Raw genomic sequence first — 16,845 nt, forward strand, 5'->3', positions numbered from 1 at the left:
TGCGGATTGCGCACTGCTTCACGCTTTCACGCTCTGCTTCTCGTCGGCGTCATATTGCAGCGTTAACCTTGTCACAAAATAACGCTACGTATGGAGAACGCTATGGCACAGCCTATTATTCTCGATTGCGATCCGGGTCATGATGACGCGATTGCACTCGTCCTTGCACTTGCCTCCCCTGAACTGGACGTGAAAGCGGTCACCTCGTCCGCCGGAAACCAGACGCCTGACAAAACCCTGCGCAACGTGCTGCGCATGCTAACGCTGCTCAAACGCACCGATATTCCCGTCGCGGGCGGAGCCGTGAAGCCGCTGATGCGCGAGCTTATCATTGCCGACAGCGTTCACGGTGAAAGCGGGCTGGACGGTCCGGCACTGCCGGAGCCGGGCTTTGCACCGCAAAACTGTACCGCCGTGGAGCTGATGGCGAAGGTGCTGCGTGAGAGCGCGGTGCCGGTGACGCTGGTCGCCACCGGGCCGCAAACCAACGTTGCGCTGCTGCTGAACAGCCATCCTGAACTGCAAAATAAAATTGCACGTATTGTGATTATGGGCGGCGCGATGGGGCTGGGTAACTGGACGCCTGCGGCGGAGTTCAACATCTTTGTCGACCCGGAAGCGGCGGAGATCGTTTTCCAGTCGGGCTTGCCGATTGTAATGGCAGGGCTGGATGTGACCCACCGTGCACAAATTATGGCAGACGATATTGAGCGCTTTCGCGCCGTGGGCAACCCGGTTGCGACGACCGTGGCCGAGCTGCTCGACTTCTTTATGGAGTATCACAAAGCCGAGAAATGGGGCTTCCACGGCGCGCCGCTGCATGACCCATGCACCATTGCCTGGCTGCTGAAGCCAGAGATGTTTACCACGGTAGAGCGTTGGGTTGGTGTGGAGACGCAGGGGAAATATACGCAGGGGATGACGGTGGTGGATTACTATTCACTGACAGGGAATAAACCGAATACGACGCTGATGGTGGATATCGACCGGGAAGCGTTTGTGGATTTGCTGGCGGAAAGGCTGGCTTATTATTCTGCGGCCTGATGCCCCTCACCCTAACCCTCTCCCCAAAGGGGCGAGGGGATTGTTCGCTGCTCGCATTAATTTGTGGGGATTCCTCAGCCCTGTGGGAGAGGGAACAAACCTGCGCTTTTATCTATGGCTCAAACGGCCGACGCTGGAACTGATCGTGCCCACATTTCGGGCACAGCGGCAGCACGTCCGGCGTATACACCGCAATATGGTGATGGCATTTCTCACACACCAGATTCCCCAGCCCCACGACTTCACCGCTCTGGTACACACCGTGGTGGTTCAAGTCCTGAAATACCTCGCGCCACTCCAGCTGCGTTTTGTCGGTGATATCCGCCAGCTCCTGCCACAGGCTCTCTTTAATCACCCGCATAAACACGCTGTCGGCGATTTCATCCTGGCTCTCTTCGTAGCTGCGCGCGAACTCTTCCAGATCTCGGCGCACCGCGCGGGTCACCTCCTCCACTTCGGTTCGCGTTAACTCACCCGTTTGCGTCACCCGTGCTCGCGCCTGTTCGACCAGCGCGTCGATATCGCGCTCGCCGTTACGCAGCCGTTCCGTCAGTGTCGCCACCAGTTCGCGGTAAAATTGAGCAACCTTGTTCATCATTTTGCCTCCCGGGTAAGTAACTATTTCTAATAATAGACCTTATTTCGTCGCCGCTTTGTCAGGTGAAGCACAGACCCGGTAAATTCCTGCAAAGTGCATTTGTGCGAAAGGCTGTTTTGACGCGGGCGTTTGGGCTATGCTATGCGGATCTGAATTACCACATCCATTGGCTACATTTGTAGCTGTATTGAAAACAGGACCACTGGCTGCCATGCAAGAGCAATACCGCCCGGAAGAGATAGAATCAAAAGTCCAGCAACACTGGGACGAGAAGCGCACCTTTGAAGTAACCGAAGACGAGAGCAAAGAGAAGTATTACTGCCTGTCGATGCTTCCCTATCCTTCTGGTCGACTACACATGGGCCACGTGCGTAACTACACCATCGGTGATGTGATCGCTCGTTACCAGCGCATGCTGGGCAAAAATGTTCTGCAGCCAATCGGCTGGGATGCGTTCGGCCTGCCAGCAGAAGGCGCTGCGGTTAAAAACAATACGGCACCGGCTCCGTGGACGTACGACAACATTGCGTACATGAAAAACCAGCTCAAAATGCTGGGCTTCGGCTATGACTGGAGCCGCGAGCTGGCTACCTGCACACCAGAATACTACCGCTGGGAGCAGAAGTTCTTCACCGAGCTGTATAAAAAAGGCCTGGTGTATAAGAAAACGTCTGCCGTTAACTGGTGCCCGAATGACCAGACCGTTCTGGCAAACGAGCAGGTTATCGACGGCTGCTGCTGGCGCTGCGACACCAAAGTTGAGCGTAAAGAGATCCCACAGTGGTTTATCAAAATCACCGCTTACGCTGACGAGCTGCTGAACGATCTGGATACCCTGGATCACTGGCCTGACACCGTTAAGACCATGCAGCGCAACTGGATCGGCCGTTCTGAAGGCGTGGAAATTACGTTCAACGTTGAGAACTACGACCAGACCCTGACCGTGTATACCACTCGTCCGGACACCTTCATGGGCGCGACCTATCTGGCCGTTGCCGCAGGTCACCCGCTGGCGCAGAAAGCGGCGGAAAACAATCCGGAACTGGCAACCTTCATCGACGAATGCCGCAACACCAAAGTGGCCGAAGCCGACATGGCGACGATGGAGAAAAAAGGCGTTGCAACCGGCTTCTATGCTAAGCACCCGCTGACTGGCGAAGCGATTCCGGTCTGGGCAGCAAACTTCGTTCTGATGGAGTACGGTACAGGTGCGGTCATGGCCGTTCCGGGTCACGATCAGCGCGACTACGAGTTTGCCACCAAATACAACCTGCCGATTAAAGCCGTTATTCTGGCCGCCGATGGTTCTGAACCCGACCTCTCCGAGCAAGCGCTGACTGAAAAAGGCACCCTGTTCAATTCCGGCGAATTCAGTGGTCTGAGCTTCGAAGAAGGCTTCAACGCCATCGCCGATAAGCTGGCCTCACTGGGCGTGGGCGAGCGTAAAGTTAACTACCGTCTGCGCGACTGGGGCGTGTCCCGTCAGCGCTACTGGGGTGCACCAATTCCAATGGTGACCCTGGAAGACGGCACCGTAATGCCAACTCCAGAAGATCAACTGCCGGTGATCCTGCCGGAAGACGTGGTGATGGACGGCATCACCAGCCCGATCAAAGCCGATCCTGAGTGGGCAAAAACCACTGTCAATGGCCAGCCTGCGCTGCGTGAAACCGACACCTTCGACACCTTCATGGAGTCGTCCTGGTACTACGCGCGCTACACCTGCCCGCAGTATAAAGAAGGCATGCTGGATTCCGATGCGGCAAACTATTGGCTGCCGGTAGACATCTACATCGGTGGCATCGAACACGCCATCATGCACCTGCTCTACTTCCGCTTCTTCCATAAGCTGATGCGCGATGCTGGCATGGTGAACTCTGACGAGCCGGCTAAACAGCTGCTGTGTCAGGGCATGGTGCTGGCAGATGCCTTCTACTACGTTGGCGCGAACGGCGAGCGCAACTGGGTCTCTCCGGTTGATGCGATCGTTGAGCGTGACGAGAAAGGCCGTATCGTGAAGGCAAAAGACGCTGATGGTCATGAACTGGTTTATACCGGCATGAGCAAGATGTCCAAGTCTAAAAACAACGGTATCGACCCGCAGGTGATGGTCGAGCGTTACGGCGCGGACACCGTGCGTCTGTTCATGATGTTTGCTTCTCCGGCTGATATGACCCTTGAGTGGCAGGAATCCGGCGTGGAAGGCGCTAACCGCTTCCTGAAACGCGTCTGGAAACTGGTGTACGAACACACCGCACAGGGTGATGCTCCCGCGCTGAATGCCGCTGCGTTGAGCGAAGATCAGCAGGCGCTGCGTCGTGATGTACATAAAACGATTGCAAAAGTGACCGATGATATTGGTCGTCGTCAGACCTTCAATACCGCAATTGCGGCTATTATGGAACTGATGAACAAGCTGGCGAAAGCCCCGCAGGACGGCGAGCAGGATCGTGCCATCATGCGTGAAGCGCTGCTGGCCGTCGTTCGCATGCTGAACCCGTTCACGCCACACGTCAGCTTCACCCTGTGGCAGGAACTGAAAGGCGAAGGCGATATCGACAACGCGCCGTGGCCGGTTGCAGATGAAGCGGCAATGGTGGAAAACACCACGCTGGTTGTGGTACAGGTTAACGGCAAAGTGCGCGGTAAAATTACCGTGGCCGTTGATGCAACCGAAGAACAGGTTCGCGAACGCGCAGGCCAGGAACCTCTGGTTGCGAAATATCTTGAGGGCGTTACCGTACGTAAAGTGATTTACGTACCGGGTAAACTGCTCAATCTGGTCGTTGGCTAAGCGCGGGAGGAAACGTGCGACAACTGGCAACAATACTCTTATCTCTGGCGGTGCTTGTCACCGCGGGTTGCGGCTGGCACCTGCGCAATACCACGGCGGTGCCGCCTGAGATGAAAACAATGATCTTTGATTCCGGAGATCCAAACGGTCCACTCAGCCGGGCCATTCGTAATCAGCTGCGCCTGAACGGCGTTGAGCTTATTGAAAAAGGTACGCTGCGCCAGGACGTACCGTCCCTGCGCGTGCTGGGAATGACGCTAGGCCAGGATACGGCGTCTATCTTCCAGGATGGTCGTACCGCGGAGTATCAGATGGTGTTGACGGTCAATGCAGCAGTGCTGATCCCGGGTAAAGATATCTACCCGATCAGCGCGAAAGTGTACCGTTCGTTCTTTGATAACCCGCAAACGGCGCTGGCAAAAGATGCTGAACAGCAGATTATCATCAACGAAATGTACGATAAGGCGGCGGAACAGCTGATCCGTAGACTGCCAGGTATTGCAGCGTCGACAAGAGAAGGTTCTGACATTGTTGGAAAACCGGATACCGGCACGATTCCTGCTGCCACCTCTCTGGGTAAATGATGATCAGGCTGTATCCTGAACAACTCCGCGCGCAGCTCAATGAAGGGCTGCGCGCGGCGTATCTGCTGCTCGGAAACGATCCGTTATTGCTTCAGGAAAGCCTGGATGCCGTGCGGCATGCCGCCGCCGCGCAGGGCTTTGATGAACACCATACCGTCCAGCTGGATAATAATACCGACTGGAATGCTCTCTTCTCACTCTGTCAGGCGATGAGCCTTTTTGCGTCGCGCCAGACTATTCAGATCCTGCTGCCGGAGAACGGCCCTAACGCGGCCATCAATGAACAGCTGGCCACGCTGGTCAGCCTGCTTCACAGCGATCTGCTGCTGATTGTGCGCGGCAACAAGCTCACCAAAGCGCAGGAAAATGCGGCGTGGTTCACCCAACTCGCGACCCACGCGGTGCAGGTCACCTGCCAGACACCTGAACAGGCGCATCTGCCAAAATGGGTGGCGGCAAGGGCAAAGCAGAACAATCTTCAACTGGATGATGCTGCGAATCAGCTGCTTTGCTACTGCTATGAAGGCAACCTGCTGGCCCTGGCACAGGCGCTGGACAGACTCTCCCTGCTCTGGCCGGACGGTAAACTGACGTTACCACGCGTCGAGCAGGCCGTTAACGATGCCGCACACTTCACGCCGTTCCACTGGGTGGATGCATTGCTGTCGGCGAAAAGTAAACGCGCCCTGCATATTCTGCAACAACTGCGTCTGGAAGGCAGTGAGCCCGTCATTCTGTTGCGTACGCTGCAGCGTGAACTGCTGCTGCTGATTACGCTCAAACGTCAGTCTGCCCATACGCCGCTGCGCGCTCTTTTTGATAAACACCGGGTGTGGCAAAACCGCCGGGCGATGACCACTGAGGCCATCAATCGCCTGAGTCATGAACAGCTGCGGCAGGCTGTGCAGCTTCTGATGCGCGCGGAGCTCACCTTAAAACAAGATTACGGCCAGTCGGTGTGGGCGGAGCTGGAAAGTCTTTCCCTGCTGCTCTGCCACAAGGCGCTGGCAGACGTTTTTATTGATGGATAGTATGCATTCTTTACAGGCTCTGTATGGCGGCACTTTCGACCCGGTACATTACGGGCATCTGAAGCCGGTGGAAATTCTGGCGAATCTGATCGGTCTGCAGCGCGTCACCATCATGCCCAATAATGTCCCGCCGCACCGTCCCCAGCCTGAGGCCACCAGCGAGCAGCGAAAAGAGATGCTCGCTCTGGCTATCGCAGATAAACCGCTCTTCAGGCTTGATGAACGGGAATTGCGTCGCGACACCCCTTCGTGGACATCGCAAACGCTACAGGAGTGGCGGGCCGAGCAAGGGCCAGACCAGCCGCTGGCCTTTATCATTGGCCAGGATTCCCTGCTCAACTTCCCTACGTGGCATAAGTATGAAACCATTCTGGAAAACACCCATCTGCTCGTCTGCCGCCGTCCGGGTTATCCGCTGACCATGCGCGAAGCCCAGTACCAGCAGTGGCTTGAAGACCATCTCACTGGCAAAGTTGAAGATCTTCACAATCAGCCTGCCGGGAAGATTTATCTGGCGGAGACGCCATGGTTTGATATCTCTGCCACCCTCATTCGTGAGCGCTTACAGCAGGGTTTAGCGTGTGACGATCTGCTTCCCGCCCCGGTGCTGGCGTATATTCATACTCACGGTTTGTATCAGAAAAGCGCAGATAAATAGTCGGAAGGCATAAAAAGCGGCTTATTGATCATCCTGCCTTGACAGGTTAAGCCATACTGTTATCCTCCGCTGCCAGACTTTCCCGCCGATCATTGCTTTACAGAAATTGTTTTACAAAAATGGCGATGCAATCTCAGGCGGAGGGTGGGATGATACCCGCCTTCAAAGGCCCGGCCGGTGACATTTGTCCCGACAAGGGCGTCAGTTCAGGTATACTGTCTGGCTACGAATTCATAGTTGCACAATCTCATTCACCCAGGGGGAAAACTTGCAGGGTAAAGCACTCCAGGATTTTGTTATCGACAAAATTGATGACCTGAAAGGTCAGGACATCATCGCTATCGACGTTAAGGGTAAATCCAGTATCACCGACTGCATGATCATCTGCACCGGGACCTCTACGCGTCATGTTGTTTCGATTGCCGACCACGTGGTTCAGGAATCGCGCGCAGCAGGACTGTTACCGCTTGGCGTTGAAGGTGAAGCGACCGCTGACTGGGTGGTTGTTGACCTCGGCGATGTGATTGTCCATGTCATGCAGGAAGAGAGCCGTCGCCTGTATGAGCTGGAAAAACTCTGGGGTTAATGCGTGAAGTTGCAGCTGGTCGCCGTCGGCACCAAAATGCCGGACTGGGTACAAACCGGTTTTACTGAGTATCTGCGTCGTTTTCCTAAAGATATGCCGTTCGAACTGGTGGAAATTCCCGCCGGGAAGCGCGGCAAGAACGCGGATATCAAACGTATTCTCGATAAAGAGGGCGAACTGATGCTGGCTGCCGCAGGCAAGAACCGCATCGTCACCCTCGATATTCCAGGTAAACCCTGGGATACGCCGCAACTGGCGCACGAACTGGAGCGCTGGAAGCAGGATGGCCGTGACGTCAGTCTGTTGATTGGCGGACCAGAAGGGTTATCCCCCGCCTGCAAAGCGGCAGCAGAACAAAGTTGGTCACTCTCTGCGCTGACGCTGCCCCACCCGCTCGTGCGGGTCCTGGTAGCAGAAAGTTTGTATCGCGCGTGGAGCATTACTACCAACCACCCTTATCACCGCGAGTAATGACTGACCAGGGTAGATTAAGCAGCGGATGAAACTACAGAATTCTTTTCGCGACTATACGGCTGAGTCCGCGCTGTTTGTGCGCCGGGCGCTGGTCGCCTTTACGGGGATTTTGCTGCTTACCGGCGTGCTGATCGCCAACCTTTATAATCTGCAAATTGTCCGCTTTACCGATTACCAGACGCGTTCAAACGAAAACCGCATTAAGCTGGTGCCTATTGCGCCCAGCCGCGGCATTATCTACGACCGTAACGGCACCCCGCTGGCGTTAAACCGCACCATCTATCAAGTCGAGATGATGCCGGAAAAAGTCGATAACGTGCAGAATACGCTGGAGGCGCTGAGAAGCGTTGTCGATCTTAACGATGACGATATCGCGGCCTTCAAGAAAGAGCGCGCCCGCTCTCACCGTTTCACCTCCATTCCGGTGAAAACCAACCTGACGGAAGTTCAGGTTGCCCGCTTTGCAGTGAACCAGTACCGATTCCCCGGCGTGGAAGTGAAGGGGTACAAACGTCGCTACTATCCTTACGGCTCCGCGCTGACGCATGTGATCGGCTATGTTTCCAAGATTAACGATAAAGACGTCGAGCGCCTCGATAAAGACGGCAAGCTGGCGAACTACGCCGCAACGCACGATATCGGCAAGCTGGGGATTGAACGCTACTATGAAGATGTCCTGCACGGGCAGACCGGCTATGAAGAGGTTGAGGTTAACAACCGTGGCCGCGTCATCCGCCAGCTGAAAGAAGTGCCTCCTCAGGCGGGACATGACGTCTATCTGACGCTCGATCTCAAACTGCAGCAGTATATTGAAACCTTACTGGCAGGCAGCCGTGCCGCCGTGGTGGTCACCGATCCGCGCACCGGCGGCATCCTGGCTATGGTTTCCATGCCAAGCTATGACCCGAACCTCTTTGTTGACGGCATCTCCAGCAAAGACTACTCCGGCCTGCTGAATGACCCTAACACCCCGCTGGTGAACCGTGCCACGCAAGGCGTTTACCCACCCGCATCAACGGTTAAACCGTACGTGGCGGTCTCAGCGCTGAGTGCGGGCGTCATCAACCGCAATACCAGCCTGTTTGACCCGGGCTGGTGGCAGCTGCCCGGCTCTGAAAAACGCTATCGCGACTGGAAAAAATGGGGCCACGGTCATCTGAACGTCACCAAATCTCTGGAAGAGTCTGCGGACACCTTCTTCTATCAGGTGGCCTATGACATGGGGATTGACCGCCTGTCTGAATGGATGAGCAAATTCGGCTACGGACACTACACCGGCGTGGATCTGGCTGAAGAACGTTCAGGCAACATGCCAACCCGTGAGTGGAAGCTGAAGCGCTTTAAAAAACCGTGGTATCAGGGCGACACCATTCCGGTGGGTATCGGCCAGGGTTACTGGACGGCCACCCCGCTTCAGATGAACAAAGCGATGATGATCCTCATTAACGACGGCGTGGTTAAAGTCCCGCATCTGCTGCAAAGTACCGTTGAAGACGGCAAAAAAGTGCCATGGATCCAGCCCCATGAAGCGCCGGTGGGCGACATTCACTCCGGCTTCTGGGAAATCGCCAAAGATGGGATGTACGGCGTGGCAAACCGTCCGAATGGTACCGCACACAAGTATTTCGCCGGTACGCCGTATAAAGTGGCCGCGAAATCCGGTACGGCGCAGGTCTTTGGTCTGAAAGCCAATGAAACCTATAACGCACACCGCATTGCCGAACGTCTGCGTGACCATAAACTGATGACGGCATTTGCCCCTTACGATAACCCGCAGGTGGCGGTGGCGATGATTCTGGAGAACGGCGGCGCTGGCCCGGCGGTAGGGACCATCATGCGCCAGATCCTCGACCACATTATGCTGGGTGATAACAACACCGAGCTGCCGGCTGAAAACCCGGCCGCCGCTGCGGCGGAGGACCAATAATCATGACCGATAATCCAAATAAAAAATCGCTGTGGGATAAAATCCACATCGACCCAGCCATGCTGCTGATCCTGCTGGCTCTGTTGGTTTACAGCGCCCTGGTTATCTGGAGCGCCAGCGGCCAGGACATCGGCATGATGGAGCGCAAGATCGGCCAGATCGCGATGGGGCTGGTTATCATGGTGGTAATGGCGCAGATCCCGCCGCGCGTCTATGAAGGCTGGGCGCCCTATCTCTACATCTTTTGCATTATTTTGCTGGTGGCAGTTGACGCGTTCGGTGCGATCTCAAAAGGGGCGCAGCGTTGGCTGGATCTGGGCGTTGTTCGTTTCCAGCCCTCGGAGATTGCCAAAATCGCGGTCCCGCTGATGGTGGCGCGCTTTATCAACCGCGACGTCTGTCCGCCGTCGCTGAAAAATACCGCCATTGCCCTGGTGCTGATATTCCTGCCAACGCTGCTGGTTGCGGCGCAGCCTGACCTCGGCACCTCGATCCTTATCGCCCTCTCCGGCCTGTTTGTCCTGTTCCTTTCAGGCTTAAGCTGGCGTCTGATTGGTATCGCGGTGGTGCTGGTTGCGGCGTTTATCCCTATCCTGTGGTTCTTCCTGATGCATGATTATCAGCGTCAGCGCGTCATGATGCTGCTCGATCCGGAAACCGATCCGCTGGGTGCGGGCTATCATATTATTCAGTCCAAGATTGCGATTGGCTCCGGCGGCCTGCGCGGTAAAGGCTGGCTGCACGGTACCCAGTCGCAGCTGGAGTTTTTACCGGAACGCCACACCGATTTTATCTTTGCGGTACTGGCAGAAGAGCTGGGGCTGGTTGGCATCCTGATCCTGCTGGCTCTTTACGTGCTGCTGATCATGCGAGGATTATGGATCGCCGCCCGCGCGCAAACCACCTTTGGCCGCGTCATGGCGGGTGGATTGATGTTGATTTTATTCGTTTATGTCTTCGTAAATATTGGTATGGTGAGTGGTATTCTGCCGGTGGTAGGCGTACCGCTACCGCTGGTGAGTTACGGAGGCTCGGCACTGATCGTGTTGATGGCCGGGTTTGGTATCGTGATGTCGATCCATACCCACAGAAAAATGTTGTCAAAAAGCGTATAAAAATAAGGGGATCGGAATGCGTAAGCAGTGGCTGGGGATCTGCATTGCGGCAAGTTTACTTGCGGCCTGCACAAGTGATGATGGTCAGCAACAGGCAACCGTCGCGCCACCGCAGCCTGCGGTGTGTAATGGCCCGATCGTTGAAATCAGCGGCGCCGACCCCGTTTACGAACCGCTGAATGCCAGCGCGAATCAGGATTACGAACGCGACGGCAAAAGCTACAAAATCGTGCAGGATCCTTCCCGCTTCAGCCAGGCTGGCTTTGCCGCCATTTATGATGCTGAGCCGGGCAGTAACCTGACGGCATCGGGTGAAACATTTGACCCAATGCAGCTGACCGCGGCACACCCGACGCTGCCGATCCCAAGCTACGCCCGTATCACCAACCTGGCGAACGGCCGTATGATTGTCGTGCGTATTAACGACCGCGGCCCGTACGGTAATGACCGGGTGATTTCACTGTCCCGCGCATCTGCCGATCGCCTGAACACCTCGAATAACACCAAAGTCCGCATTGACCCGATTATCGTGGCGCAGGATGGTTCGCTCTCCGGGCCAGGAACCGCGTGTACCACGGTGGCGAAACAAACTTACGCCCTTCCCGATCGCCCAAATCTGGACGGCGGCATGGGAAGCGTCTCTTCTCCAGCTGAGCCTTCTCAGCCTGCGGGAGAAATTCGCCCAATCAGCAATGACACGCTGCAAAGCGATGATTCCACTGGCGCACCGGTAAAGAGTAGCGGCTTTCTTGGCGCACCGACGACCTTAGACTCAGGCGTGCTGGAAGGCAATGAACCGGCACCAGCGCCGGTTACCGCCCCCGCCGCGCAGCAGTCTGCACAACCGGCGCCTGTAACGACTCCGGTCGCGACCCAGAGCGCGCCCGCAGCAGCCAGCGGCGGCTTTGTCGTTCAGGTGGGTGCCGTCAGCGATCGGGCCCGTGCCCAGCAGTACCAGCAGCGTCTGAGCCAGCAGTTTGGCGTACCCGGGCGCGTTGAGCAGAATGGTGCCGTCTGGCGTATTCAGATGGGGCCGTTTGCCAGCAAATCGCAGGCAGCATCCCTGCAGCAGCGTTTGCAGAGCGAGGCGCAGCTGCAGTCCTTTATCGCTGTTGCGAAGTAATTAATCGGCGGTATCCGAAATGTCAATTTGTGTAAAACACATTCACAAACTCATGCTTAAAGTCGGATGCCTGCCTGAATAGCATTTGCTATAGTAGGGCACTTTTTTTAATTCCATCACGGATGTCGTAGTTCTGACCATGAAGACCACTTTTTCTGCTCGTTTTGTGCAGCGCATGGCGCTGACCACGGCCCTTTGCGCGACTGCACTCTCTGCAGCTCATGCTGATGACCTGAATATCAAGACCATGATCCCTGGCGTTCCGCAAATCGACGCGGAATCCTACATCCTGATCGATTACAACTCTGGCAAAGTGCTGGCAGAACAGAATGCCGATGCCCGCCGTGACCCGGCCAGTCTGACCAAAATGATGACCAGCTACGTTATCGGCCAGGCCATGAAAGCCGGCAAGTTTAAGGAAACGGATCTGGTCACCATCGGTAACGATGCGTGGGCAACCGGGAACCCTGTCTTCAAAGGTTCCTCGCTGATGTTCCTGAAACCAGGAATGCAGGTTCCGGTTTCTCAGCTAATCCGTGGTATCAACCTGCAGTCCGGTAACGATGCCTGCGTAGCCATGGCTGATTTCGCCGCCGGTAGTCAGGATGCCTTCGTGGGCCTGATGAACAGCTACGTGACTGCGCTGGGTCTGAAGAACAGTCATTTCCAGACCGTACATGGTCTCGATGCAGACGGTCAGTACAGCTCCGCGCGCGATATGGCGCTGATTGGTCAGGCGCTGATCCGCGACGTTCCTAACGAGTACTCCATCTATAAAGAGAAAGAGTTCACCTTCAACGGTATTCGTCAGACCAACCGTAACGGCCTGCTGTGGGATAACAGCCTGAACGTTGACGGCATCAAAACAGGCCATACCGATAAAGCCGGTTACAACCTGGTAGCCTCTGCGACGGAAGGCCAGATGCGTCTGATCTCTGCCGTGATGGGCGGTCGCACCTTTAAGGGCCGTGAAACCGAAAGCAAGAAGCTGCTGACCTGGGGCTTCCGTTTCTTCGAAACCGTGAATCCGCTAAAAGCGGGTAAAGAGTTCGCTTCCGAGCCCGTCTGGTTCGGCGATAACGACCGTGCTTCCCTGGGCGTGGATAAAGATCTGTATCTGACCATTCCGCGTGGCCGCATGAAAGATCTGAAAGCGAGCTACGTACTTAACACAACTGAGCTGCACGCCCCACTGCAGAAAAACCAGGTTGTGGGTACCATCAACTTCCAGCTGGACGGCAAAACGATCGATCAGCGCCCGCTCGTGGTGCTGGAAGAAATTCCTGAAGGCAATTTCTTCGGCAAAATCATTGATTACATTAAATTGATGTTCCATCACTGGTTTGGCTAAAAATCGAACACTTGAAAGTGTGATTTTGATCCCCATATACTAAGTATCCTGATAACTCCCACCCGACGTGGGAGTTATTCTTTTTGACGTTACGCCGGAGCTGACATGAAAACCAAACTTAACGAACTGCTTGAATTCCCTACCTCATTTACCTACAAAGTAATGGGTCTGGCGAAACCTGAGCTGGTTGATCAGGTGGTTGAAGTGGTACAGCGCCATGCGCCGGGTGACTACTCTCCGTCAGTAAAACCAAGCAGCAAGGGCAACTACCACTCGGTTTCTATTACCATCACTGCCACACATATCGAGCAGGTTGAAACGCTGTACGAAGAGCTCGGCAATATCGAAATTGTTCGTATGGTGCTGTAGTCCCTTTGCGGTTACCCGGTTTACCGGGTAACCCCTCTCCCCCGCTGTGATATACTCCCCCGCATCTTTTGTCCCTCGTCTTCGGAGACGCAGTTTTGTATCAGGATAAAATTCTGGTCCGTCATCTCGGGCTGCAACCTTATGAGCCTGTCTCCCAGGCTATGCATGACTTCACCGATTCACGCGATGACACAACCCCTGATGAGATCTGGCTGGTCGAACACCTGCCGGTGTTTACACAGGGTCAGGCGGGTAAAGCGGAACATTTATTAATGACGGGCGATATCCCGGTGATCCAGAGCGATCGCGGGGGTCAGGTGACTTACCACGGGCCTGGTCAGCAGGTGATGTACGTCCTGCTTAATCTGAAGCGCAGAAAGCTTGGCGTGCGTGAGCTGGTGACGTTACTGGAACAAACCGTCGTCAACACGCTGGCGGAGTATGGTATTGACGCGCACCCACGTGCTGATGCGCCGGGCGTCTACGTTGGCGAAATGAAGATCTGCTCTCTTGGGCTACGTATTCGTAAAGGCTGTTCTTTCCACGGTCTGGCCTTGAATATTAATATGGATCTTACGCCTTTCCAGCGCATAAACCCCTGCGGCTACGCCGGCATGGAAATGACGCAAATGTGCCAGTGGGTCGATACCGCTACGCCAGATAATATACGTCCGGTTCTGCTGAAGAACGTGTTAGCGCTACTTAACAATCCCCCACACGAATATATCCCTGCTTAATATATCATACAGAATGGCTCGATAATTTGACGGGCCACTGTTTATTTACCGCTTTTACGCTTTACAATAATCCGCAGATTCTATATTTTCGAAGCGCCCGAATATTGCCGTTACATATTATTTAGCCTCCGGTCAGCACGGCATACACAGGCTAAGTAACTTGAGTGATAATCACACAACTGTTTGTTTTTGATAAACAAGTGAAACAAAACCAACACTTTACGAATCTCTACAAGCATAATAAATAAATTCAACTATCATTCATGTTGTGAATGTATACGGAGTGAAAGCGTGGAGTATAATAATTTACCAGCCAAACGCCTGAATGACCCTGGTGGCGAAGACAAGCCGCAAATTTTTCGGACTTTACGTAATATTGATCTCAATTTACTGACTATTTTTGAGGCAGTATATGTCCATAAGGGTATCGTTAACGCTGCGAAAATTCTTAATCTCACGCCATCAGCAATAAGTCAGTCAATTCAAAAGCTGCGCGCTATATTTCCTGACCCGTTATTTATTCGTAAGGGCCAGGGCGTCACGCCGACGGCTTACGCCACGCATCTCCATGAGTACATCAGCCAGGGGCTGGAATCGATTCTCGGTGCGCTGGATTTAACCGGAAGCTATGACAAACAGAGAACTATCACCATCGGCTGCTCTCCTTCCGTGGGCGTGCTGGTGATGCCTGCCATCTTCCAGGCCGTGAAAGAGCATGCGCCGCAGCTTCTGCTGCGCAATGTGCCTCTCAGCGAGCCTGACGTTCAGCTTGCCCAGTTCCAGACCGATCTGATTATTGAAAGCGGCAGCTTCAGTGCCCGAGCGCTGGGGCAAAATGTGCTTTATGCCGATAACCTGGTTCTGGTTTGCCGCCAGCAGCATCCCGTTCTTAGCGAGCCGTTAACCATTGAGAACCTGCGCAACTACGACCACTCGTCTTTCATGACCGAAGGACAATCGAATCATGCACTGCGCCAGCGTATTGATGAAATTTTCCCGGAACGTCAGATCAGCTTTAGTAGTTACAATATGTTCACCACCGCCTCCCTGATTGGCAGCAGCGATATGCTGTGCATCATGCCTTCACGCCTGTATAACCTGCTGCGTAAACTCTGGCCGCTGGAGAGTATTCCGCTCAGCCAGCTTAATGCGGAATCTATAGAGATTTCACTGCATTACAATAAACTCAGTTTGCGCGATCCGGTTCTGGAAAACGTCATCCGCATTATCCGCCAGGCCTTCTGACAAAATGTGCCAGCATAAGCCCCTGCCACATGCAGGGTAAAACGCACAAAACAACAACTATTTTACAAATTGGCGACCTGGCAGGCTGCTTTAACGACCGTTTCAATGATATACTGCCTGTCGTTCGTTCAAAAATAGTTGATAAATACAACATTCCCTTGAATTGAAACGCTTTCCTTCGATATTCGCAACTGGAACACGCACGCTATGAGTAAACCCATTGTGATGGAACGCGGTGTTAAATACCGCGATGCCGATAAAATGGCCCTTATCCCGGTTAAAAACGTGGCTACAGAGCGCGAGGCGCTGTTAAGAAAACCGGAATGGATGAAAATCAAACTTCCGGCCGACTCTTCGCGTATTCAGGGGATCAAAGCGGCGATGCGCAAGAATGGCCTTCACTCCGTTTGTGAAGAAGCGTCTTGTCCGAACCTTGCTGAATGTTTCAATCATGGCACCGCGACATTTATGATTCTGGGTGCCATCTGTACCCGTCGCTGCCCGTTCTGCGATGTTGCTCATGGCCGTCCAGTCGCGCCTGATGCTAACGAACCCCAGAAACTGGCGCAAACCATCGCCGATATGGCGCTGCGTTATGTGGTCATCACATCCGTTGACCGTGACGATCTGCGTGACGGTGGTGCTCAGCACTTCGCTGACTGTATTACTGCCATTCGCGAGAAAAGCCCGAGCATTAAAATCGAGACCCTGGTTCCTGACTTCCGCGGCCGTATGGACCGTGCGCTGGAGATCCTGACCGCAACGCCACCAGATGTGTTTAACCACAACCTGGAGAACGTTCCGCGCCTCTACCGTCAGGTACGCCCGGGAGCCGACTATAACTGGTCTCTGAAGCTGCTGGAGCGCTTTAAAGAAGCGCATCCGCATATCCCAACTAAGTCAGGTCTGATGGTCGGTCTGGGTGAAACCAATGACGAAATCATCGAAGTGATGCGCGATCTTCGCCGTCACGGTGTGACCATGCTGACGCTGGGACAGTATCTGCAGCCAAGCCGTCACCACCTTCCGGTACAGCGCTACGTGAGCCCGGATGAGTTTGACGAGATGAAAGCCGAAGCGCTGGCGATGGGCTTTACCCACGCAGCGTGCGGTCCGTTTGTTCGCTCCTCTTACCATGCGGATATGCAGGCAAAAGGCGAAGAAGTTAAATAGTGCTGTAATATCTATTTACAGTAATACAAAAAAACC

At 54.5% G+C, this 16,845-nt stretch carries 16 protein-coding genes; 15 read left to right on the top strand and 1 reads right to left on the bottom strand.

From position 1 onward, the window contains the following. The first annotated feature begins 102 nt into the window (after positions 1-102). Complete coding sequence (gene rihA, locus ACWKXT_RS06395) at positions 103-1,044, top strand: pyrimidine-specific ribonucleoside hydrolase RihA (RefSeq protein ID WP_454531980.1); 942 nt, start codon at positions 103-105, stop codon at positions 1,042-1,044. A 112-nt stretch (positions 1,045-1,156) separates the two neighbouring features. On the opposite strand, the gene ACWKXT_RS06400 is transcribed toward rihA, so the two are convergent. Next, positions 1,157-1,639 carry a zinc ribbon-containing protein gene (locus tag ACWKXT_RS06400; RefSeq protein ID WP_025756340.1) on the bottom strand — a complete coding sequence of 161 codons (483 nt, stop codon included), beginning with the start codon at positions 1,637-1,639 and terminating at the stop codon, positions 1,157-1,159. Between the two features lie 214 nt (positions 1,640-1,853). Between ACWKXT_RS06400 and leuS the strand changes: the two genes are divergently transcribed. The 14 genes from leuS to lipA all read left to right on the top strand — a co-directional run bounded on the left by leuS (position 1,854) and on the right by lipA (position 16,809). After that, positions 1,854-4,436, top strand: coding sequence for a leucine--tRNA ligase (gene leuS, locus ACWKXT_RS06405; RefSeq protein ID WP_454531981.1), 2,583 nt, complete (start codon positions 1,854-1,856; stop codon positions 4,434-4,436). Between the two features lie 14 nt (positions 4,437-4,450). Continuing rightward, entirely contained in the window at positions 4,451-5,020 is a 570-nt protein-coding gene (gene lptE, locus ACWKXT_RS06410) for an LPS assembly lipoprotein LptE (RefSeq protein ID WP_454531982.1), read from the top strand. Continuing rightward, complete coding sequence (holA, locus tag ACWKXT_RS06415) at positions 5,020-6,051, top strand: DNA polymerase III subunit delta (RefSeq protein WP_333016540.1); 1,032 nt, start codon at positions 5,020-5,022, stop codon at positions 6,049-6,051. The genes lptE and holA overlap by 1 nt, the downstream gene beginning before the upstream one ends. Then, a complete protein-coding gene (gene nadD / locus ACWKXT_RS06420) occupies positions 6,044-6,709 on the top strand; it encodes a nicotinate-nucleotide adenylyltransferase (protein ID WP_454528758.1) in 666 nt (221 codons plus the stop codon). Before holA ends, nadD begins: the two co-directional genes overlap by 8 nt. A 268-nt stretch (positions 6,710-6,977) precedes the next feature. Then, entirely contained in the window at positions 6,978-7,295 is a 318-nt protein-coding gene (gene rsfS, locus ACWKXT_RS06425; protein ID WP_003858696.1) for a ribosome silencing factor, read from the top strand. 3 nt (positions 7,296-7,298) lie between these two features. Further along, positions 7,299-7,766 (top strand): 23S rRNA (pseudouridine(1915)-N(3))-methyltransferase RlmH, encoded by a 468-nt coding sequence (rlmH, locus tag ACWKXT_RS06430; protein WP_003858701.1) that lies wholly within the window; start codon positions 7,299-7,301, stop codon positions 7,764-7,766. A gap of 28 nt (positions 7,767-7,794) precedes the next feature. After that, positions 7,795-9,696: a peptidoglycan DD-transpeptidase MrdA gene (gene mrdA, locus ACWKXT_RS06435; RefSeq protein ID WP_080327903.1), complete on the top strand. Its 1,902-nt coding sequence runs from the start codon at positions 7,795-7,797 to the stop codon at positions 9,694-9,696. Between the two features lie 2 nt (positions 9,697-9,698). Next, positions 9,699-10,811, top strand: a complete 1,113-nt coding sequence (mrdB, locus tag ACWKXT_RS06440; protein ID WP_013097590.1) for a peptidoglycan glycosyltransferase MrdB — start codon at positions 9,699-9,701, stop codon at positions 10,809-10,811. A gap of 16 nt (positions 10,812-10,827) precedes the next feature. Next, complete coding sequence (gene rlpA, locus ACWKXT_RS06445; protein ID WP_454531983.1) at positions 10,828-11,934, top strand: endolytic peptidoglycan transglycosylase RlpA; 1,107 nt, start codon at positions 10,828-10,830, stop codon at positions 11,932-11,934. Positions 11,935-12,073: 139 nt separating this feature from the next. Continuing rightward, entirely contained in the window at positions 12,074-13,285 is a 1,212-nt protein-coding gene (dacA, locus tag ACWKXT_RS06450; protein WP_080327905.1) for a D-alanyl-D-alanine carboxypeptidase DacA, read from the top strand. Positions 13,286-13,390: 105 nt separating this feature from the next. Continuing rightward, entirely contained in the window at positions 13,391-13,654 is a 264-nt protein-coding gene (gene ybeD / locus ACWKXT_RS06455) for a DUF493 family protein YbeD (protein ID WP_006177135.1), read from the top strand. 95 nt (positions 13,655-13,749) lie between these two features. Then, on the top strand, positions 13,750-14,391 hold the full coding sequence (lipB, locus tag ACWKXT_RS06460) for a lipoyl(octanoyl) transferase LipB (RefSeq protein WP_454528756.1): 642 nt from the start codon (positions 13,750-13,752) through the stop codon (positions 14,389-14,391). A gap of 291 nt (positions 14,392-14,682) precedes the next feature. After that, positions 14,683-15,636 carry a YbeF family transcriptional regulator gene (locus ACWKXT_RS06465; RefSeq protein ID WP_080327907.1) on the top strand — a complete coding sequence of 318 codons (954 nt, stop codon included), beginning with the start codon at positions 14,683-14,685 and terminating at the stop codon, positions 15,634-15,636. Between the two features lie 207 nt (positions 15,637-15,843). Continuing rightward, positions 15,844-16,809 carry a lipoyl synthase gene (lipA, locus tag ACWKXT_RS06470; protein WP_080327908.1) on the top strand — a complete coding sequence of 322 codons (966 nt, stop codon included), beginning with the start codon at positions 15,844-15,846 and terminating at the stop codon, positions 16,807-16,809. The last annotated feature ends 36 nt before the right edge of the window (positions 16,810-16,845 follow it).

Source organism: Enterobacter sp. UPMP701, assembly GCF_053709515.1.